Source organism: Rhizobium sp. 1399, from assembly GCF_031455475.1.
Lineage (GTDB): Bacteria > Pseudomonadota > Alphaproteobacteria > Rhizobiales > Rhizobiaceae > Rhizobium.
Genome location: NZ_JAVDSU010000002.1, coordinates 575,427 through 595,496 on the forward strand (window position 1 = coordinate 575,427; position 20,070 = coordinate 595,496).

17 protein-coding genes and 1 pseudogene are annotated in these 20,070 nt (G+C 61.8%); 5 read left to right on the forward strand and 13 right to left on the reverse strand.

Translation table 11 applies throughout. From position 1 onward, the window contains the following. Positions 1-43 precede the first annotated feature (43 nt). Complete coding sequence (locus J2X71_RS08785; RefSeq protein ID WP_310381319.1) at positions 44-1,288, forward strand: acyl-CoA dehydrogenase family protein; 1,245 nt, start codon at positions 44-46, stop codon at positions 1,286-1,288. Between the two features lie 131 nt (positions 1,289-1,419). Further along, positions 1,420-2,766, forward strand: a complete 1,347-nt coding sequence (locus tag J2X71_RS08790) for an FAD/NAD(P)-binding protein (protein ID WP_310381322.1) — start codon at positions 1,420-1,422, stop codon at positions 2,764-2,766. Positions 2,767-2,831: 65 nt separating this feature from the next. Here the strand turns inward: J2X71_RS08790 and J2X71_RS08795 are convergent, their stop codons facing one another. Continuing rightward, positions 2,832-4,451: an ABC transporter substrate-binding protein gene (locus J2X71_RS08795; protein ID WP_310381324.1), complete on the reverse strand. Its 1,620-nt coding sequence runs from the start codon at positions 4,449-4,451 to the stop codon at positions 2,832-2,834. Positions 4,452-4,465: 14 nt separating this feature from the next. Beyond that, entirely contained in the window at positions 4,466-6,073 is a 1,608-nt protein-coding gene (locus J2X71_RS08800; protein ID WP_310381326.1) for an ABC transporter substrate-binding protein, read from the reverse strand. A gap of 299 nt (positions 6,074-6,372) precedes the next feature. On the opposite strand from J2X71_RS08800, the gene gcvA reads away from it, so the two are divergent. Next, entirely contained in the window at positions 6,373-7,383 is a 1,011-nt protein-coding gene (gene gcvA, locus J2X71_RS08805) for a transcriptional regulator GcvA (RefSeq protein ID WP_113320719.1), read from the forward strand. Positions 7,384-7,410: 27 nt separating this feature from the next. Here the strand turns inward: gcvA and J2X71_RS08810 are convergent, their stop codons facing one another. From J2X71_RS08810 to J2X71_RS08835, 6 genes are read right to left on the reverse strand one after another with little or no spacing between them, the layout of a single operon-like run. Next, positions 7,411-8,262 (reverse strand): NADPH-dependent oxidoreductase, encoded by an 852-nt coding sequence (locus J2X71_RS08810; protein WP_310381330.1) that lies wholly within the window; start codon positions 8,260-8,262, stop codon positions 7,411-7,413. A gap of 34 nt (positions 8,263-8,296) precedes the next feature. Next, positions 8,297-9,622, reverse strand: a complete 1,326-nt coding sequence (locus J2X71_RS08815) for an LLM class flavin-dependent oxidoreductase (RefSeq protein WP_310381335.1) — start codon at positions 9,620-9,622, stop codon at positions 8,297-8,299. Next, positions 9,619-10,851 (reverse strand): acyl-CoA dehydrogenase family protein, encoded by a 1,233-nt coding sequence (locus J2X71_RS08820; RefSeq protein ID WP_405049690.1) that lies wholly within the window; start codon positions 10,849-10,851, stop codon positions 9,619-9,621. The genes J2X71_RS08815 and J2X71_RS08820 overlap by 4 nt, the downstream gene beginning before the upstream one ends. A 12-nt stretch (positions 10,852-10,863) precedes the next feature. Further along, positions 10,864-11,205, reverse strand: a complete 342-nt coding sequence (locus J2X71_RS08825; protein ID WP_310381338.1) for a DUF3088 domain-containing protein — start codon at positions 11,203-11,205, stop codon at positions 10,864-10,866. A 10-nt stretch (positions 11,206-11,215) separates the two neighbouring features. Continuing rightward, positions 11,216-12,574, reverse strand: a complete 1,359-nt coding sequence (locus J2X71_RS08830) for an LLM class flavin-dependent oxidoreductase (RefSeq protein ID WP_310381341.1) — start codon at positions 12,572-12,574, stop codon at positions 11,216-11,218. An 11-nt stretch (positions 12,575-12,585) separates the two neighbouring features. Then, positions 12,586-13,764 carry an acyl-CoA dehydrogenase family protein gene (locus J2X71_RS08835; RefSeq protein WP_310381344.1) on the reverse strand — a complete coding sequence of 393 codons (1,179 nt, stop codon included), beginning with the start codon at positions 13,762-13,764 and terminating at the stop codon, positions 12,586-12,588. A 408-nt stretch (positions 13,765-14,172) separates the two neighbouring features. Here J2X71_RS08835 and J2X71_RS08840 point away from each other — a divergent pair, with 408 nt between their 5' ends. Together J2X71_RS08840 and J2X71_RS08845 are read left to right on the forward strand one after the other, a co-directional pair. After that, positions 14,173-14,658, forward strand: coding sequence for a GFA family protein (locus tag J2X71_RS08840; protein ID WP_310381346.1), 486 nt, complete (start codon positions 14,173-14,175; stop codon positions 14,656-14,658). Positions 14,659-15,320: 662 nt separating this feature from the next. Continuing rightward, positions 15,321-15,431 (forward strand): annotated as a pseudogene (locus tag J2X71_RS08845) (SAM-dependent methyltransferase); the annotation flags it as partial. 242 nt (positions 15,432-15,673) lie between these two features. On the opposite strand, the gene J2X71_RS08850 reads toward J2X71_RS08845, so the two are convergent. Genes J2X71_RS08850 through J2X71_RS08870 form a run of 5 tightly spaced genes read right to left on the reverse strand, consistent with a single transcriptional unit; the run spans position 15,674 to position 20,061 of the window. Beyond that, positions 15,674-16,618: an ROK family protein gene (locus J2X71_RS08850; RefSeq protein ID WP_310381349.1), complete on the reverse strand. Its 945-nt coding sequence runs from the start codon at positions 16,616-16,618 to the stop codon at positions 15,674-15,676. Then, on the reverse strand, positions 16,618-17,337 hold the full coding sequence (locus J2X71_RS08855) for a ribulose-phosphate 3-epimerase (protein WP_310381351.1): 720 nt from the start codon (positions 17,335-17,337) through the stop codon (positions 16,618-16,620). Before J2X71_RS08855 ends, J2X71_RS08850 begins: the two co-directional genes overlap by 1 nt. Then, a complete protein-coding gene (locus J2X71_RS08860) occupies positions 17,334-18,167 on the reverse strand; it encodes an alpha/beta fold hydrolase (RefSeq protein ID WP_310381354.1) in 834 nt (277 codons plus the stop codon). The genes J2X71_RS08855 and J2X71_RS08860 overlap by 4 nt, the downstream gene beginning before the upstream one ends. Continuing rightward, positions 18,164-18,985, reverse strand: coding sequence for a sugar phosphate isomerase/epimerase (locus tag J2X71_RS08865; protein ID WP_310381357.1), 822 nt, complete (start codon positions 18,983-18,985; stop codon positions 18,164-18,166). The genes J2X71_RS08860 and J2X71_RS08865 overlap by 4 nt, the downstream gene beginning before the upstream one ends. After that, the gene (locus J2X71_RS08870; protein WP_310381360.1) at positions 18,985-20,061 is read right to left on the reverse strand and encodes a Gfo/Idh/MocA family oxidoreductase; all 1,077 of its coding nucleotides are present in this window, start codon (positions 20,059-20,061) and stop codon (positions 18,985-18,987) included. Before J2X71_RS08870 ends, J2X71_RS08865 begins: the two co-directional genes overlap by 1 nt. Positions 20,062-20,070 lie beyond the last annotated feature (9 nt).

Genomic DNA, 20,070 nt, shown 5'->3' on the forward strand with positions numbered 1-20,070 from the left:
GATCCTCCCCATTCTTCAAAAATCCGCCGTTGAAAGCTTGACCATGGCCATTCCGACCTCTTCCGTGCTGTTATCTGCAGGTGGATCAACGCCCGATTCCGATCTTGCCGCCCTGCTTTCGACGGTACCGGCGCTCGCAGCCGAAATCGGCAAGGAAGCGGCACGGCGCGATCTCGATCGCGAGCTTCCGTTTGAGGCTTTCCGCCTGTTCAAGGAGGCCGGTCTCGGAGCGCTGCGCATCCCCGCCTCGCTCGGCGGGCCTGGCGGCAGTGTCCTCGACTATATCGAAACGATCATGGCGATCGGTGCGGCCGATTCCAATGTCGCGCATGCGCTTCGCAGCCATTTCAATTTCACCGAGAGCCTCATTCTCAATCCGAATACAGCGCTCGATCGCACACAGCTTGTCAGAGTGCTTGCCGGCAAGCTGTTCGGCGGCGCTCATACGGAACAGGGCACCAAGCGGCCCGGCGAGGTGACGACCAGGCTTTCAAAATCCGGCGACAGCTATCGCCTCAATGGCCGCAAATGGTATGCGACGGGCACTGCCTTTTCCGATTTCGCTTCCTTCAGCGCGAAAAATGACGAGGACCAGCTCGTCAGCGTTCTCTTGCCGGTCGACCGCAAAGGCATCACCATTCTCGATGACTGGGACGGCATGGGCCAACGGCTGACCGCAAGCGGCGGCGTGCTGCTCGAGGACGTCGAGGTCCTGGCCCATGAGATTTCCACGCGCGGCCTCAATTCGCTTGTCGGGCGCCATACATCGACCCTGCGCCAGCTCCACCTTGCCGCTTCCATGGCCGGCGCGGTGCGCGGTGCGGTGGCCGAAGGCACCGATTACGTGCGCAGACAGGCGCGTTCGGCTGCCCATAGTGCGGCCGAGACGGCCAATGCCGACCCCTTTGTCCAGAAAATTCTGGGTGAGATCGCCAGCGGCTCCTTTGCTGTCGATACGCTGATCCGCGAGGCGGCCCGCGCGCTTGACCGTTCCGTCGCGGCGTTCGGAGCAGGCGATCCGGAACGACTGGAAGCGGCTCTTGTCGAAAGCGCCCTGACGACGGCGCGCACGCAGATCGTCGCCTCTCAGATCGCGCTTTCTGCCGCAACCAACGTCTTCGAACTCGGCGGTGGCTCGGCGACATCGAGGCATCTCAACCTTGACCGCCACTGGCGCAATATCCGCACTGTGCTCAACCATAATCCGCTTCTACACAAGGCGCGTGTGGTCGGCGATTTCTACATCAACGGAACGACGACGCATCTGGAAGAAGGCAAGGTCTTCTAGAACCCAGCCCGTCGCGTCGCTTCCATCTATCGCCCGGGGTCATCCGGATCTCCGGCCGCCGCGTCGGCAGGAGATCTTTGCGCCTTTCTTGCTGTCGTCCCCCGGATCTGCGTAACGGGGAGGGAGGTCTCATGCATTTCGATCCAAAGCCAGGCCATTCCGTCATCATTATCGGCGGCGGGTTTGCCGGCGCGCTAACCGCGCTCAAACTGCTCGACCAGACCACGGTCGCGCTGTCGATCACCATCATCGAGCCGCGTGCCGAGCTCGGGCGCGGCGTTGCCTATAGCACCAGCGATCCCGCCCATCTCGTCAACCCCGCCAACGGCTGGCAGCCGCCCGCAGACGTTGCCGCAAGCAGCCCGCCGCGCCATCTTTACGGCACCTATGTGTGCGACGAACTGAAGCGCGCGGTTGCACAGGCACGCTCCGGATCGAGCCTGCAGCACGTCCGTTCGTCGGCGGCACATCTGTCATCATCGCCACACCGGGTCCGTGTCGCGACCACGGGCGGCACTGTCTTGGAAGCGGACGAGGCCGTACTGGCGCTCGGGGTATTCCAGCCCGATCTGCGCCCTGCCGAGGCAGCTGTGGCGGGACATCCGCGCTTTGCCGAAAATCCCTGGAACACGGCAGCGCTCGACCGGTTGAGCGACAGTTCCGATATCCTCATCATCGGTGCCAGTCTCTCCATGGTTGATGCGATCGCGAGCATGGAGGCGAGGGGGTTTCGTGGACGCTACCGGGTGATTTCGCGGCGGGGCCAGTTCGTCGAGGGTCGCAGGAATGCCGAGCCGGCCCGTGACTTTCTCGCCGAGGGGCCGCTTCCTTCGACGGCGCGGGGCCTGCTTGCGCGCGTCAAGGCGGAACGGCGCCGGCTTGCCGCCGCCGGTGGGGACTGGCAGGGGCTGCCGCTTGCCATTCGCCACCACGTCCTGCCGCTCTGGCAAAACGCAGAGGATCGGGAAAGACTGCGCTTTGCGCGTCATCTGAGGGCCTTCTGGGACGTGACGGCGCATCGATCCGCGCCGGAAAGCCACCGCAGCGTCGAAGAAGCGCGGTCGCAGGGACGGCTCGTCGCAGAGACGGCCCGCCTGCTGGCGCTAAGGCCTGATGAAAACGGTATCGCAGCAACCCTGAAGACGGCGGCCGGCCTCGAGGATACCGTGTTCGGCGGTGTGATCGATTGCCGTGGACATCAGCTGCACGACTGGCGGCAAATCTCTGATCCGTTTGTTCGCCAGCTTCTTTCAAGCGGCGAGGTGCGCCCGCATTCGACCGGCTTCGGCATCGACGCCACCCCTGAAGGCGACCTCATCAATGAGGAAGGGCGCGTTCACCGCAACTTGAGCGCTATCGGCCATCCGTTGCGCGGTGTCGCCTGGGAATCGAGCTCGATCACCGAGCAGCGCACGCAGGCGATCGCGCTTGCCGACCGCATCCTCGCGAAATTCACGCCGGCCCGCGCCGCCTCTTAAGCAAACATTTATTCGACAGATCGGAAAGCGATCGGGGGCGCATCGTCAGATGCGCCCCCGAACCGTCAGCCTTCGCCGTCCTTGATATAGACCTCGGCGAAATTGGCCTGGACGCCTTCGGCGCCGATCGTGTGGTTCTTCACCCGCTTGTTGAAGACCGTGACATTTTCCAGCGCGATCAGATTGACCACCGGAACCTCGTCGGCGATGATCCTCTGGAAATCGTTGAATTCTTGTCTTCGCTTCTGCTCGTCGATTTCGACCGATGCCGCCTCCAGCAGCCGGTCGACCTCCGGATTGGCGTAATGTGCCGCATTGGAAAAGGGCAGGCCGAGCTTGAAGTTCTTCGACCAGTAGATGCGTTGGACGCCGAGCGTCGGATCGAACTGGTTGCCGAGATATTCGGCCGTCACATCGAAGACGCGTTCGGTATAGACCTTCTGGATATAGGTCGAGAAATCGTAGGAATCGATCGTCGCGGTAATGCCGATACGGGTGAGATTCTGTTTCAGATATTCGATGACCCGCTTGAAGCCTTCATTGTAGGAATTGTGGGTGAGCCTGAGGGCAAAGCGCGTGCCGTCGGCGCCGCGCTTGTAGCCGGCCTCGTCGAGAAGCTGTTCGGCTGCCGCAAGATCGTAGGCGTAGGGCTTGATCGAGCCGTCGTGGTAGCGTGACAGGAAGGTACTGATCGGTGTCGGCGAGATATGGCCGTAACCGTACCAGACTGTGTTGAGGATGACGTCGAGATCGATCGCGTGGGCGATGGCGCGGCGAACCCTGACATCCTTCAGATATTTGTTGTCGAGATTGAAGATGAGCTGGGTCTGATCGCCCTTGGTTTCGTAGCCGCGGGAATCGACGTTGATATTCGGCAGCGCCTTGATGCGCTCGAGATCGCTGAGCGGGATCGGATTGTCGCCGCCGATATCGAATTCGCCGGTCTCGAAGCCTGCTGCTCTTGCTGCTCCATCGGGCACGAAGCGGATGACGATCTGGTCGAGATAGGGTTTGCCTGCATCCCAATAATCAGCATTGCGCTCCAGGATGATATGCGAGCCGCGCGTCCATTCCTTGAAGACGAAGGGGCCGGTGCCGATCGGTGCGCTACCGTTCTTGTTGAGCGGCACGTCGGCGATCGCGACATTGTCGTAGATATGCTTCGGCACGATCGGCGATTCCGCCGCATAGAGAGCGCTGAGCAGGTAGGGCGCGGGCTTCGACAGGCGGATCACCGCTGTCAGGGGATCAGGTGTCTCGACCTTGACGACATTGGCGAAGGTGCCGCGCCCGCGCGGATGGACCTGCTTTAAGAGTTCGATCGAATAGGCGACGTCATCGGCGGTGAAGGGTTTGCCATCATGCCATTTGACATCAGGACGCAGCTTGAACGTGTAGCTCAAGCCGTCGTCGGATATCGACCATTCGGTCGCAAGCTGCGGTTTCGGGGTCAGGTCGAAATCATAGGTCAACAGCCCCTCGGTGATCTTCGGACTGACCTTCTGCGTGCCGCCGGCGGTGTGCGCCAGCGCCAGGATTGTCGGCGGTTCGGGCTCGACGATAAAGTTCAGCGTTCCGCCCGGCTTCGGCTTGTCTTCTGCGGCCTTGAGGCCGAACGAGGGCACGAGCGTGCTGGCGGTGGATAAAAGCAGCAGCTGGTTGAAAGTGCGACGATTGATGCTCATGAGGATCGTCCCTGTCAGGCGTTCTTGAGGAGATAGGCGGAGGAGAGGCTGCCCGAGAGACCGTCGGCAACCACCGTATGGTCCTGGACCTTCTTGTTGAAGATCGTCAGCTGCCGGAAGGAGACGAGCGTGATATCGGGCAGATCGCGGGCGATGATCACCTGCATGCGGTTGAAGAGTTCGACGCGTTTGGCCCTGTCGTTCTCGACCGCAGCCTGTTCGAAGATCGCGTCGATTTCCGGATTGTTGTAGCCCGAGCCGTTCGAGAAGGGCACGCCCTTCTTGAAGTTCTTCGACCAGTAGAGACGCTGCACGCCGATGGTCGGATCGAACGTATTGCCCATGCCGTTGGTGACGAAGGCGAAATCGCGGTCGGTGTAGACGCGCTTCAGCCAGGTCGGCACATCCTGTCCGCGCAGCGTCACCTTGACGCCGATCTTGGACAGCGCATCGCGCAGATAGTCACCGATACGAGTATAGGTGTCGCCATAGGGCATCACATCGTGCGGCACCTCGAAGCGCACACCGTCTGGCCCGCGCGGGAAGCCTGCTTCGTCGAGAAGCTGTTCGGCCCTTGCCGGATCATGGGCATAGACCGGGACGTCAGGATTATAGAAAGCCTTGAGGAAGGGGCTGATCGGGCTCGGCGCTGCGACCGCATAGCCGTAGAAGGCGATATTGGCGACAGTCTGCCGGTCGATCGCATGGGCCACGGCCTGGCGGACCTTGTCATGCTTGAAATACTCGTTCTGCAGGTTGAACTCGATGCGGTAGACAGTCGGCGAATAATCGTTGCCGCGATCGTCGACGGCAAGCGTGGGCGAGGCTTTCAGCCGGTCGATTTCGCTCAGCGACACCGGCGTATCGGGAGCAATATCGACTTCGCCGGTCTCAAGTGCTGCAAGTCTGGCGCTGGCATCGGGAATGAACTTGACGACGATGCGGTCGAGATAGGGCTTGCCCTGGTCCCAATAGTCGGGATTGCGATCCAGGATCACATGGCTGCCGACCGCCCATTCGCGGAAGATGAAAGGACCGGTGCCGATCGGGGCGCGACCATTTGCGTGTCCGGCAAGATCGGTGGCGCCCTCGTAGACATGCTTGGGTACGATCGGCGATTCACTCGCCTGCAAGGCGCCGATGAGATAAGGCGCCGGCTTCGACAGACGGATGATTGCGGTATGGGGGTCCGGTGTTGCCACTTCCTTGACACTGGAGAAGGTGGCCCGGCCGCGCGGATGCACCTCCTTGAGCGCCAGGATGGAGAAGGCGACATCCTCGGCGGTAAAGGGTTTTCCGTCATGCCACTTGACGCCCTGCCTGAGTTCGAAACGGTATTCCAGCCCGTCGTCGCTGACGTGCCAGGCGGTCGCAAGCTGCGGGATCGGCTTGAAGTCCAGCCCGTAAGCCAGCAATCCTTCCGTGACCTTGCCGGAGACGCGTGTGGTCGGGCCTGCCGTATGTGCAAGGGTGACGAGTGTGGGCGGCTCCGGCTGGACGAGCAGGTTGAGCGTACCGCCGGCGACAGGCTCCGCCGCCTCGGCAAAGCGGCCGATGGGCACGACCGCACTGAGCGCTGCGAACGCGAAGAGCTGATTGAGCTGACGTCTGTTGATATCCATAACGACCCCCTGTGTCCGTTTCGGCCTGCCGAGGCCCACGCCTTGGTGAGCGCGCATGATCGGTCCGGGGAGGGGAAATCGAGAAGAATGTTTTTCTAGCAGCGCCCGAAAGCAAAGCTTCGCGCAAATCGGCAGGCGTGCCGGGGCCGTAATAATCTAGTCTTTTAGTAGACAATTTTTCGATTTTAGTTTTTGCTTCTCCGGCAAGGGTGATCACGCGCAAGGAAATGTTTCCGGCCTCGCTATCGGCGCAAAGTGGGTTCTCGTCTTGTCTGGTCGGTTTGTGGTGCAATCAGCGCATGAACACGCTCGCGCCCCACCGCAGGAAGACCATCAATCCGACGCTTGCCCGTCTGCCGCCGCTGACGTCGCTGCGCGCCTTCGTCGCGACGGCGCGTCATCTCAATTTCATCCGTGCCGCCGAAGAGCTGCACGTCACCTCGGCTGCCGTCGGCCAGCAGATCAGGCTCCTGGAAAACTACCTTGGCCAGCCGCTGTTCAACCGGGTGCGCGGCCAGCTGCAGCTGACACCGGCAGGCCACGCCCTGATGCCGGGTCTGACCGATGCCTTCGACGCCGTTCTTTCGGCCATGACGCAGTTTGCGACGAGCGATCACGAGCAGCCGATCCGGGTGTCCGTCGCACCGTCCTTCGCCAGCAAATGGCTGATCCCGCGGCTCGATGCGCTTCGCCGCGCAGCCCCCGGCCTGCAGGTCCTGGTCGAAGCCTCGACCGATCTGACGGACCTCGACGCGAGCGACGCCGACTGCGTGATCCGCTTCGGCAGCGGCGCCTATCCCGGCCTCGCGGTCGATCATCTCTTCTCAGAGGCGGTCGTGCCAGTCTGCAGTCCGCAATTTGCCGACCACCACGGATTGTGGGAGCGACCGGAGGCGATCGAAGACGTGCCGCTTCTTCATGAAGAAGGGGCTGAGCATGACCATGCCTGCCCGGACTGGCATGCCTGGCTGCGCGCCGAGGGACTTTCCTATCGCCCGTCGCGCGGCGGCTTCCGATTGAACCAGTCCTCGCTGGTGCTCGACGCGGCTGTCGCCGGCCAGGGGCTCGGTCTCGGCAAGATCCGGCTCGCGGAAGCCGAGATCCGCAGTGGCCGGCTCGTCTGCCCCCTCGGCAGTCCGCAGGCGGTCGGCTATTCCTATTTTTTCGTCACATCCACCCACAAGGCGCGGCTGATGCGGGTCGATCTCTTCCGCAACTGGCTGCTTGCCGAGGCGCGCGCCGCGCAGACGATTGAGGTCGCCTCCTCCCGTAGCCCTCGATCCGATTTCGATATGATCGCCGCCGAGTGAGATCGTGCAGAGGCAGGCCGGGACGGCCTATTTCAGCCGGAACCCCAGTTTGCGCGCCACCTCGCCAAGTACATGGCGGCCCCTGAGCGCCTCGACCGTGCCGATGCGATTGCGAACCTGATCGGTCCAGTCGATCAGAGGCATGGTCTGTTCGGTCTGGAAGGTTCTGAGAATATAATTGTAACCGGCGAGATCATCGGCCGGTGCGCCATCTTGATAGCGCTCGCGGTGCAGGACGCTTGTCTGCGGCAGGCGTGGCTTGACGCCGGCGGGCACCGCCGGATCGGGATAACCGACCGTCAGGCCAAAAACGGGAAAGACACCATCGGGCAGGGCGAGTTCGCGGGCGACCGTTTCCGGATCGTTGCGGATCGCACCGATATAGCAGGTGCCGAGGCCAAGAGATTCCAGGGCGACGACGGCGTTCTGGGCGGCGAGTGCCGCGTCGATCACGCCAAGAAGAAAGCTCTCCACGTAGTCAAGACCTTCGCCCGTCGCGCCGCGCTCGGTTGCAATCTTGCGCGGTCGGGCAAGATCGGCGAGCCAGACGAGCAGAAGCGGGGCCTGGGCGATCTGGCGTTGATTGCCGGCAACCGCATTCAAACGTCCGCGACGTTCGACGTCTTCAACGGCAACCACGCTCCAGGCCTGCAGGTTCGAGGAACTCGGTGCCGACTGGGCGGCGGCAACGGCAAGCTCGATTGCCTCCGCCGGTACCGGGTCCTGCAGATAGTGACGCACGCTCCGATGTGAGAGGATCGTCTCGATGGTTTCGGTCCAATCGCCCGAAAGCTGCTGCTTATTGCGGTAACGCTCGCCGGCAAGCGCCTTCAGCCTGTCGTTGCCGACGTTTCTTTCTGTTGCTGTTGATGGCGTCATATCGATTTCCCCTGTCTGCTGTCATTGTCGATCGCTATTCTGCCGCGGCCGCATACGGGTTGGTCGGGCGGGCAAGACCGAGATGCTCGCGAAGCGTCCGGCCGCTATAGGCTTGCCGGAACAGTCCGCGTTTGCGCAGGATCGGCACGACCTCGTCGACGAAGACCTCGAGCCCGTGCGGCAATACGTCCGGCATCAGGTTGAAGCCATCTGCCGCACCGGCGACAAACCAGCGTTCGATGTCGTCGGCAACGTCCTGTGGCGTGCCGACAATGGTGCGATGGCCAGTGCCTCCGTTCAAGGCGCGGATCAGGCCGCGCGCGCTGAGCCCCTCCCGTTTGGCGAGCGCCAGCGTGGCGCGGAAGAATGTATGGCCACCATCGGGCGGCAGCGGAATGTCGTCCGGTAGCGGCGCGTCGAGGTCGAGGTTCTTGGCGTCGAGCTGCAGCACGCCCGCAAGTCGAGCGAGACTATATTCGAGCGGTATCAGCTCGCGCAGCTCTTCCTGCCGGCGTTTGGCCTCGATCTCGGTACTGCCGATGATCGTCGCGAGGCCGGCAAGCACGAGGATGCTGTCGGCCGGCCTGCCGAAGCGGGCAGCACGCCGGCGCAGGTCGCCGGCATAATCGAGCGCCTCTTCGAAGGATTGCGAGGCGGAGAAAACGGCTTCGGCATGTTCGGACGCAAGCTCTCTTCCATCGTTCGAGCCGCCGGCCTGGACGAGAACCGGATGGCCCTGAGGCGGGCGTGGAATATTGTGCGGCCCGTGCACCTGGAAATGCTTGCCGCGATGGGCGATCGCATGGACACGTGTCGGATCGACGAAACGGCCTGTCGCGACATCGCCGATAAAGGCATCTTCCTCCCAGCTGTCCCACAGCGCCTTGACGACGGCGGTAAATTCGCCGGCGCGCTCGTAGCGGCTGGAATGGGCGACCGGCTTTTCGAGGCCGAAATTGCGGCTCTGCGACAGGTCGGCGCTGGTGACGATGTTCCAGCCGGCCCGGCCGGCGCTCGCATGGTCAAGCGTCGCAAAGCGACGGGCGATATTGTAGGGTTCGTTATAGGTCGTCGAGGCGGTGGCGATGAGCCCTATATGCTGTGTGTTGGCGGCGACCAGCGCAAGCACGATCGTTGGCTCGAGCGAGGTCAGCGGCCGGAAGTCCACCCGGTCCGAGATCGCCGCCTGGTCGGCGAGGAAGACGGCATCGAACGTGCCGCGTTCGGCGATCCTGGCGACATTGATGTAGTGATTGATATCGAAGGAGGCGCGAGGATCGCTGCCTTCCATCCGCCAAGCCGCAGGCGAGAAGCCCGAATGCAGGATATTGATGTTGAGATGAAGCTCACGCCCGCTCATTGGAATATCCCGGGTTCCGGATAGTCGCCCGTCAGGAACCACGTCCCGACATTGCGTGTCTTGTATTCGGCCGGATTGTGCAGCGTATGGATGCGCACATTGCGCCAGAACCGGTCGAAACCATGGGCGCGCACCGCCGACCGCGCGCCCATGACCTCGAAGATCTCGCTTGTGACCTCGAGCGCCACCTTGCCGGCCAGCACGTTGGCGGAAGCAACTGCAATCGCTGCCTGGCCACGCTCGTCCGCCGTCAGCGCAGCGCCTTTGGCATAGGCGGCGTCCAGGGCCTGAGCTGCCCGGTCGGCAAGCGCGGTCGCAGCCTGCACCTTCGTCCAGAGCTCACCATATTGCCGCTTGATCCAGGGATCGTCGACGTGTCGCTCGACGCCCGAATAGATCCAGGGCCGTGATTTCGTGACCGTATAGTCGCGGGCTGCTGTGAGCGCGCCCTGGGCGGTGCCGACAAAGACGTTGAGGAGCACGCTCTGCTGCTGCTGGGGCGCCAGAAGCGCGATCGGGTCGCGCGGGCGCTCCGCCAGGATTTCGTCACCGTCGATCCCGACATCCTTGTAGAAGACTCTACCGCTGCCTGTCTGCCGTTGGCCGATACCGTCCCAATCGTCGGCGATGGTGATCCCCGGACGATTGGCCGGAATATAGGCAAAGCTGCGCTGCGTGGTTTCCTCGTCTTCCCAGGCGACCATGAGATAGTCGGCGACATGCGAGCCGGAGGCGAAGGGGCGAAAGCCGTTCAGGATGACACCACCGGCGGTCTTTCGGCCGAACAGGCTCTTCGAAAAACTGTTGGTCGTATTGCCCCAGAACCAGCGGCCATCCGCTGAGCGACGCAAGATCTCATGTGAGCGATTGTCGCCAGCCGTCGCCGCGTTCTGCAGCGGGCTGAAATGATAGCCGTAGAGATGACCGAGCGAACCATCGACCTTGGAAAATTCACGCAGAACCCTGAGCGCGGTCGAATAGGGCTGCCCCTCACCGCCGAATTCCTTCGGGATCAGCAGATTGACGAGGCCGCTCTCCTTCAGAAGCCTAATCTGTTCGCAGGGTCGGCCGCCGAGCTGGTCGCGTTCGACAGCATCGTGAGCAAAGATCTCCGTGAGTTCGGCCGCCTTGGCGAGATAGGGATTGTCTCGATCCGCCTCAAAGAGGGCAGGCAGATTTGGTGTCGGCTCTGGTTGATTTGGCTCGAACGTTCCAGGCTTTACGGTCACGGTGTTCTTCCTTCAGTTATGAAGCCGGGGGAAGCCATGGCGCTCGGCAAGCAGTTCGAGGATGCGATCGGTCTTGTTGACGAAACGCACGCCATTCCAGTGTTCCGCATCAGCCGGTGCGTTCTCGGCGAGAACAAGCACGGGCAACGACTGATGTTCCTCGCCGACGGCAGCAATCACGCTTGCGCGCGGCCGGGGAAAGGCAACCCGCTCCACCTTGATCTTGCCTGCTAGATCGGGGAAGGACGCCAGCAGTCCCTCGATAGCGTTGCAATAGGGGCAGACGAAACTGACGCCCGGCTTGTTGGGATCGGAAAAACCCGGTTCGATGAGATAAAGCTTGTCGTGGCTCATTGGTTTCTCCCTATTCTGCCGCCGCAGCATTGCCGGCATCTGCGAAGCGGTTTGCCGGGTGCTTGAGACCCAGATTCTCGCGCAGCGTCGCGCCTTCGTATTCAGTGCGAAAGAGGCCTCGGCGGCGCAGCTCCGGAACGACGAGCTCGATGAAGTCGGCAAGCCCGCCCGGCATCAGCGGCGCCATGATGTTGAAGCCGTCGGCCCCGTAATTTTCGAAACGCTCTTCGAGCACATCGGCGATCTGGACCGGCGTGCCGACCACCTGCCAGTGGCCGCGGGCGCCGGCGATTCGCAGATAGAGCTGGCGGATCGTCAGATTTTCGCGTCTGGCGAGATCAAGGACGAGAGCCTGTCGGCTTTTACCGGCATTGGTGGCCGGCGGATCGTCGGGCACCAGCCCATCGAGCGGATAGGCGGATAGATCGACACCGGAGAGCTGGGAGATCAGGTTCAGTCCGACTTCGGGCTGAATGAGCGCCTGCAGGGATTCGAACTTTTCCTGCGCTTCGGATTCTGTTCTGCCGACAACAGGGAAAATGCCCGGCAGGATTTTCAGATCGTCATGTGAACGGCCGAATTTGGCAAGGCGGCCTTTGACATCGGCGTAGAAAGCGACCGCTTCCTCAAGGGTGATCTGGGCGGCGAATATGGCTTCCGCGGTACGCGCGGCAAGCTCCTTGCCGGGCTCGGAGGCTCCCGCCTGAACCAGGACTGGCCGCCCCTGCGGTGAGCGCGGGATGTTGAGGGGGCCGCGCACCTTGAAGTGCTTGCCACTGTGATCGAGCCTGTGGAGCTTGTGAGGATCGAAATAGCGTCCCGATTGCCTGTCGCGAATGAAGGCGTCGTCTTCAAAGCTGTCCCAGAGGCCGAGGACGACATCGGCGAATTCCTCGGCGCGCTCGTAACGGTCGGCATGCAGGATCTGCGCGTCATGCCCGAAATTATAGGCGGCGTCCGGATCGGAAGATGTGACGAGGTTCCAGCCGGCCCGCCCGCCGCTCAACCGGTCGAGGGACGCAAACTGCCGTGCCAGATTGAACGGATCGGAAAAGCTCGTCGAGGCGGTGGCGATCAGGCCGATATTGCGGGTGACGGAGGAAAGCGCGGAAAGCAACGTGATCGGTTCGAACGGATAAATGCCACTATGGGCCTTGCGGCTTGCCGCTTCGACGTCTTTCAACCGTGCTGCCACGCCATCGGCAAAGAAGATGGCATCGAATTTCGCAGCCTCGGCAAGGCGTGCAAGTTCGAGATAATTTTCGAATTCCGTGCCGACAGAGGCCTGCGGATGGCGCCAGGCGGCGACATGGTGGCCGGTGAAGAGCAGGAAGGCACCGAGCTTGATCTGGTCCTTGCGTCTTGCCATGGAATATCCTTTCAGCGGTAGATGGCCGGCACGGGGAACTCGCCCGTCAGCAGAAAGGCGCCGACCGTGCGCTTCTTGTATTCGGCAGGATTGTGCAGCGTGTGGGTCCGCACATTGCGCCAGAAACGGTCGAAGCCGTTGGCCTGCGTAGCGGAACGCGCGCCCATGACCTCGAAGACCTCGCTCGACACGGCAAGGCCGACCTCGCCCGCATAAAGATTGGCCGTGGCGATATCGATGGCGGCAGCACCACGATCGGCGTGGCTCAGGGAGGGTCCTTGCGCATAGGCGTCATCGAGGCTGCGGGCAGCCTTGTCGGCAAGCTCTGCGGCCGCAAGCGTGCGGATATAGAGTTCGCCATATTGGCGTTTGATCCAGGGGTCGTCGATGTGTCGTTCCACGCCCGAATAGATCCACGGTCGGGATGACGTTACCGTATAGTCGCGGCCCTCTTCCAGGATGCCCTGGGCGCTGCCGACGAACACGTTGAGAAGTACGCTCTGCTGAAGAAGCGAGGTGAGGGACGCGTAAGGCGTCAGTGGCACAGAAGGCGCGCTGATCACCTCATCGTCGTCGATGTGAAGATCGCGGAAATGGACGGTGCCGCTGCCGGTTTGCCGCTGGCCGATGCCATCCCAGTCATCCGCAATCACGATGCCCTGATGATCCGCGGGGACCGCCGCGGTCAGGCGTTCGCCGGATGAATTTTCCCAGGATATCTGAATATAGTCGGCAATGTGCGAGCCCGAGGAAAAGGGACGGCTGCCGTTGATCGTCCAGCCGCCTTTGGTCTTTTCGCCTGTCGAGGTCTTCGACATGGCATTGCCGGAATTGCTCCAGATCCAGTTGCCGGCAGCCGATCCGCTCAGCCACCTATCCTTCTGGGGATTCGAACCCCGAAAGAGGATGAGGTTCAGAGGCAGATGATGGTAACCGAAGAGATGTGCGAGCGACCCGTCGGTCTTGGCGAATTCCCGCACGATGCGAAGGATCGTCAGCCAGGGAGCCCCCTGCCCACCATAGGCTTTCGCGATTTGCGCCGACGGCAGGCCGCTTTCCTTCAGGAGCCTGATCTGCTCAACAGGTCTTCCCCCTTGCTTGTCCCGATCGACCGCATCCCGGTGGAACGCCGCCCGCAACTCGGCAGCCTTTGCTAGGAGCGGATCATCAACGTCAAATTCGAACGACATATAGCCTCTGCACATCACGGCGCCAGGAGTTCTGGCGGCGTCTATGGCGCCGACCGTCGACCGATGCTCGGGGCAAGTCCAGACAAATGAATTTGGGGTTCGGGAAAGAAATTCTTTCCGGAACCAGCGCATAATCGGATTACAAGTCTCGGCCTGCTCCGAGTCCTGATACGGCTCAGTCGCCTGACTGATGAGCGCCACCCGCTGGCGCTTGTTTTTGTCCTGCTCGCGCGTCGCAGGAAGCAAGCTTCATCAACGATGAAGTCTATGGCGCCACAGGCGCCAGGGACGTTGCTTGATGTGGACCTTCTTCGCGGGATACTATCTCGCAAGGACCGACTTTGAAGCATGTGCCCGCAGGAGTCCTGGACGTCGCCGATTTCCGAAACTTAGTCAGTGGAAGACATTATGCAAACCATCGTTCTGACGGGAGGCTGCCAATGTGGTGCCGTCCGATATTCGCTCGATCAGCAACCGCAGAATGTTCACATATGTCACTGCCGAATGTGCCAGAAGGCAGTAGGCGGCCCCTTCGCGATCATCTGCCCCGTAATGAAGACGGCATTTCGCGTGACACGCGGTGCAGTCAGCTATTTCCGCAGTTCGGATGTCGGGCGCCGCGGATACTGCTGCGACTGCGGCACCCCGCTGACATTCGACTATCCTGATGGCGAGGACATCGGTGTTCTTGTCGGTACGCTCGACGAGCCTAACCGTGCGCCGCCCGAAAATCAGTACGGTAACGAGAGTCGTGTATCTTGGTATTCTGGGCTCGTACAGGTACCCGGCGACCGACCGACTTACGCCGACAACCCTCAGATGCTGCACCGGATCACGAGCACCAACCATCAGCATCCAGACCATGAAACGGATATCTGGCCTCCGACTGTCTAGTGTCCGGTTTAGTGTGAGCGAATAATAGTGTGACGCGACCACCGCCGAGCGCTGTTGCAACTTCACGCACTTCTTTCGCGACGACGGCGAAACTCTTCCCCAGCACGCGCCACTTCAACGCCGACATTGAGGGCCTAAAACGGCAGCCGTCTGGTTGATTTGCAACATCTGACGACAAGATAGCGTCGCCTCACGTGCGCCCGGCACAGAATGGGACCGATTTTTGCGGCATTCGACAAGGCTATTTCGCGTCAAGTGAACATGGCGGCGGTTCGCGGTATCGATGTTCAGGGGCGCGCTTCCAGTTGCGCTGGAGATGGCCGGTCGTCTGTTGCGACAATGGCGACGTGTGGCGGGTCAGATCCGGAAGCGGAACACGAGGTCGTTGGGCAGTCGCTCCTGCTTCCGCCGCGCAACGCTGACGCTGAAGCTCCTGCCCTTCCTCACCCTCTCGTCTGACGCGAATTCCCGATGCTCGATTTGCAGTCTGCAGGCGAGAAAGAGCAACTCGAATAACGTCGGCGGAGGCCGGCAGGACAACTCGGCCACGGAGGCGAGCACCCGATAGGGTTAGTGCGGTAGGTATTGTCGAATATGCGGATATACGCATTATTTCTGCGGCTGGCGCTGCCAGCGAGATCGGTCGAGGCTCTGGGGATACCATGGAAACAATTGTTGAGGACGCCCATACTGGCGTAGTGTCGCCTGAACTCGTGGTCGATGCACTGTTTGCATGCCGCAAGACAGCAGCGATCAGGGCGGGCATCGAGCTCGCCAAACTTCGCACGTGACTCTCAAGTTAAATCCCCATTCTCAATTCATATGCCGATACAACTATTTGATATCGTTCAGACCGAAGTCTAGCAGTTAACTGCCAAACGACAGCGAGCACGTCGATGGCAGCGAATTGTTAGGGAAGGCGTGCTGTCGCAGCTTGCGCTGCATTTACCACAGTCTAAGTCAACTCTCGGCTCTCGTCCTGCAGGGTAACGGAAACAGTAGATTTCGGAACCTCTCAATTGAGAAAGATCAGGCTTGCGGCACCGATCAAGCCGGCATGCCTTCCGAGTTGTGCCGGCACGACCGGCACATCGCGATAAGCGGGCATCGCCCGCTCCTGAATGGTTCCCTCGATCGGTTTGCGAAGGAGATCGTAGCCGTGGGAAATTCCACCGCCCATGACGATCATGTCGGGCGAGTAGAGATGGAGCAGATTGGTAAAGCCGATGCCGAGCCAGCGGGCTTCCCTGTCAATTAGCGCAAGGGCTGCTTCGTCACCCCCGCGCGCAGCCTCGACAACGTGTCGGCCCGTCACCTCGCCGTCGTGGGACAGCGTTCGCAGCGCCGAACCGTCGCCCGGTTTTGTCAGAGCCGTCGCACGCCGGCCGAGTGCCGTGCCCGACGCCACCGCCTCGAAGCAGCCCACCGCCCCGCAAAGGCATCGTTCGCTCTCGCTGGTGATGGTCATATGGCCGATTTCGCCTGCGAGCCCGCGGCGCCCATGCACGATCCGGCCGTCGGAGATCACCCCGCCGCCGATGCCGGTGGACACGGTGACGAACACCAGCGAGGCCGCGCCGCGGCCGGCGCCGAAACGCCATTCGCCGAGAGCGGCGGCGTTCGCATCGTTCTCCAATCGGACAGGCAGGTTCAAGCGGTCCTGAAGAAGGCGCGCGAGGGGGACTTCACGCCAGCCCGAGAGCGTCGGCGGTGCTGTAAGGATGCCCGCGACCGGATCGAGCGGGCCGGGCGCTCCGATGCCGATACCGAGCGGCCTGGCGTCGGGACGTTGCGAGCAGGTTTTCTCGGCAAGCATTGTGATCTGCTCGATAACGGCATCCGGTCCATCCCTGGCGCGCGTCGGCACGGATGCGAAAGCCAGCAATTTGCCGCCGTCGCCAACCAGTGCAGCGCGCAACTCCGTTCCACCCAGATCGAATGCAAGCGCAATTCTGCTCATCAGGGCCGGGTCTCCAGAGCATGCAGCCAGGCGATACGCTGCGGCAGATTCGTGTCGCCGAACGCCAGCGATCCGAGCACGACCGTCTCGGCACCTGCTGCCCGCAACAGCGGAACGGTCTGTTCGCGGATGCCGCCGTCCGCCGCAAGAACGATCTCCTTTTCACGTCCGGCACGCTTCATCAGCGAGCGCGCTTCGCGAAGCCGATCGCAGGCTTTGTCCGAAAGGTTTTGTCCCTTGACGCCGATCGAGGTCCCGAGCAGCGTGAAGAAAGCGACCTCGGCGAGGAACGGTTCTGCCTCGGCGACCGGAGTTTCCAGCCGCAGGACGACGCCGGCTTCGGCCCCAAGCTCCTTTGCGAGGGCCACTGCGCGCAGGCTAGCCTCACCGTTCTCGGCATGAACGCTGACGAGATCGGCGCCCGCTTCGATGAACTGGCGTGTCTGCTCCTCGACAATCTCGGCCTCGACCATTAGATGCACATGGATCGGTTTTGCCGTCAGCTTGGCGATGCGGGCGACGAAATCGGGAAAGAACAGGAAGCCGGGTGTGAAGCGCGCGTCGGCAACGTCGATATGGTGGAGATCGACATAGGGTTCGATGCGGTGAAGGTCGCGTTCCACATTTGCAAGATCTGCGGACCAGAGTGAAAACTCGCCGAGCAGCCTATGGCGGGGCAATGCGGCGATGGCGCCGCCCGAGAGGGATTTCGATGTCATGGCTGAGCGACGCTCCGATGTTTGAATTCGGTGGTGAGGAATTGCAGGATAACCGTTCGGACCGCGGCGAAATGCGCTTCGGCATCCGCTGCCTTTGCCGGCACTTCGAGGAAATGCGCATTTGGAAGCGCGTCAGCCGTCAACCGTGCGACTGCGAGAGGGTGAATGGCATCCTGCTGATTGCCGAGGACGAGGGCGGGAATAGCAAGCTTTGCCGCGTCTTCTCGCGAAACGCCGGTGCCATCCGAGGCGATGTCATCAAGCACGTTGGCAAAGGCTAACGCATCCGGGCGCTCGAAATAGCTGAGCAGGGAAGCAAGATTGTCCGGCGCTTCCACCCGCAGACGTTCCGCTGTCGCCGACTTGGCAAAAAGCACTTGACCTTCGGCAAGTGGATGAGATCGAAGCAGAGCCGCGATCTCGCGGATCGGCGCGAGATTGTCGGGCGCGTGGGCAAAGGACCAAGCCGGGCGGACCAGGATGAGACCCATGACCCGCTCGGGATGCATTTTTGCCAGATGCAGCGCGATGGCTGCGCCCATAGAGATACCGCCGGCGATGAACCGGTCTATTCCCTTTTCGTCCGCCGCGGCGATGACGTCGGCTGCAAACATCGCAATCGAGAAGGGGCGCTGCGTTCCGAGCGTCGAACTGCCATGTCCGCGGCACTCGGTTGTAATCCGCCGCCAGCCTGACCCTTCGGGGAAAACCTGCGCGACCTGCGCTTCATTTCCTCCGAGCCCGTGTTGAAAGAGCAAGGCTTTGCCGGTCCCGAAGTCTTGAATGGAAAGGTCGGCATCGTCTCGCCTGAGGGTGATCTGCACCTTCATCGGATCAGATCCGAAAGAAATCTGGCGACGGCGGGTGCCTGCTCCGCCGCAAGGCCGTGCGTGACGAGCGCACCGCTGAAACCGGTCGCGCGTAGGCCGTCGATGAAGGCGGGGAAATCGACGATACCCTGACCTGCCGTCGCGAAGCGGCCGTCGGCATCGCGGTCCTTCGCATGGGCCATCGTCACATGCCCGGCCGAGAGTTCGATCGCCCTGGCGACGATCTCGGACACTTCGGCCGGTGTCGCCTTCTCGAAGAGGTTTGCCGGATCGAGCACGATGCGCAGGCGCTTCGAACCCATCTCTCGGATCAACCGCACGGCATCAGCAGCGGACGTGACAACGTTTGCTTGTTCCGGCTCAATGCCAAGATCGATGTCGCACCGCTCGGCAAGTTCCAGCGCTTTGTCCATTTCGGCGGCCATATCGGCCCAGGCGGACGGAAGCGCATTGTCCGGATGATGCATCCATTGGTCCTGGGCATGGCGGCTGCCGGTGCAGAGCGTCACCAGCGGAATCTTCAGGGCCGCTGCCGTTTCGATCACCACCCCAAGCTGTTTGAGCCCCCTTTCTCGCACGGATTTGTCCGGATGGGCCATGTTATAGGTGCCCGATAGTGCTGCGAGCGAAACGCCGGTCTCTTCAGATGCCGCCCGTATCGCGGTAATCGTTTCCGTCGCCACTGCATCCGGCATCGACGGCAGGCCGACGCAGGCGAGATTGAACTGCGTCGTCGCAAATCCGCTGTTACGCACGGCCGAGAGCACGTGCTCCGGATCGGTGCCGGGGAAGGTCTTTGCAAAGATGCCAAGCAGCATCAGACCGATCCCGTGACGGTTGCGAGTGCGACGCGTTCGCCCGTTTCGACCGAGCGGGCGATGGCGACCATGGCGCGGATGGAGGCAATGCCATCCTCTATATCAGCGCCGCGCATCGGCGCGCCGTTCAGCACGGTATCGGCAAGCCCTTCCAGTTGCCGGCGAAAGAAGTGCCCGTCGGCTCCCAGCGGCTTGCGGGTCGTCGCGTCCTTTTCATGGAAGATCTCGACTTCACTCGCCCTGAGGTACCATGGATTGAAGGTTTTGGCGATCACCGAGCCGTTTTCGCCATAGAGCTGGAAGCCCTCATGCCAGTCCATGCGGACCGCGACCGTCAGATCGAGATGACCGAGCGCGCCATTGGCGAATTCGGTCTCCACGAACCAGCAATAGGCGCCGGCACGCTCGAGAAGGCGGGCTCGCACCGCGACGATCTCGCCACACAGGAAACGGGCGGTATCGACGAGATGCGAGCCATGCGCCAGCATGAAATACTGGCGCAGGTCAGCCTTGGGATTTCCGGAGGGTTTTCTGGCAAATTTGCTGGTGATCGGCAGAGGCTGGACCGCGTCGGTATTGGTGTAGCGGTGGGTGGAGTCGCAGTACCAGGCTTTCAGCGCGAAGATCTCGCCGATATCGTCACGGACAAAAGCCCGGGCAGCCTCCAGCGCCGGGTCGAACCGCTTCATGTGACCGACCTGCAGCACTTTGCCGGAGCGCTTGACGGCGTCGGCGAGCGCCCGGCCCTCCTCGATCGTCATACCCGTCGGTTTTTCGCAGAGCACATGCTTTCCCGCATCGAGCGCCTTGACCGACATCGGCACGTGATAGGCGTCCGACGTGGCGATGATGACGGCTTCGAGCTCGGGATCGGCAAGCATCGCGTCATAATCGGCATACATTTTCTGTGGTTCGTATGTCGCACCCATGCGCGCAAGCAGGTCGGGTGCTGCGTCACAGATGGCGTAAAGATCGGCATTCCCTGCCTTCACGCAGGATTCGAGATGGGCAAACTGTGCGATCGGGCCGCAGCCGAGCACGCCCACACGCAGCCGACGGTCTTCCTTACGGATCATGACTTCTCC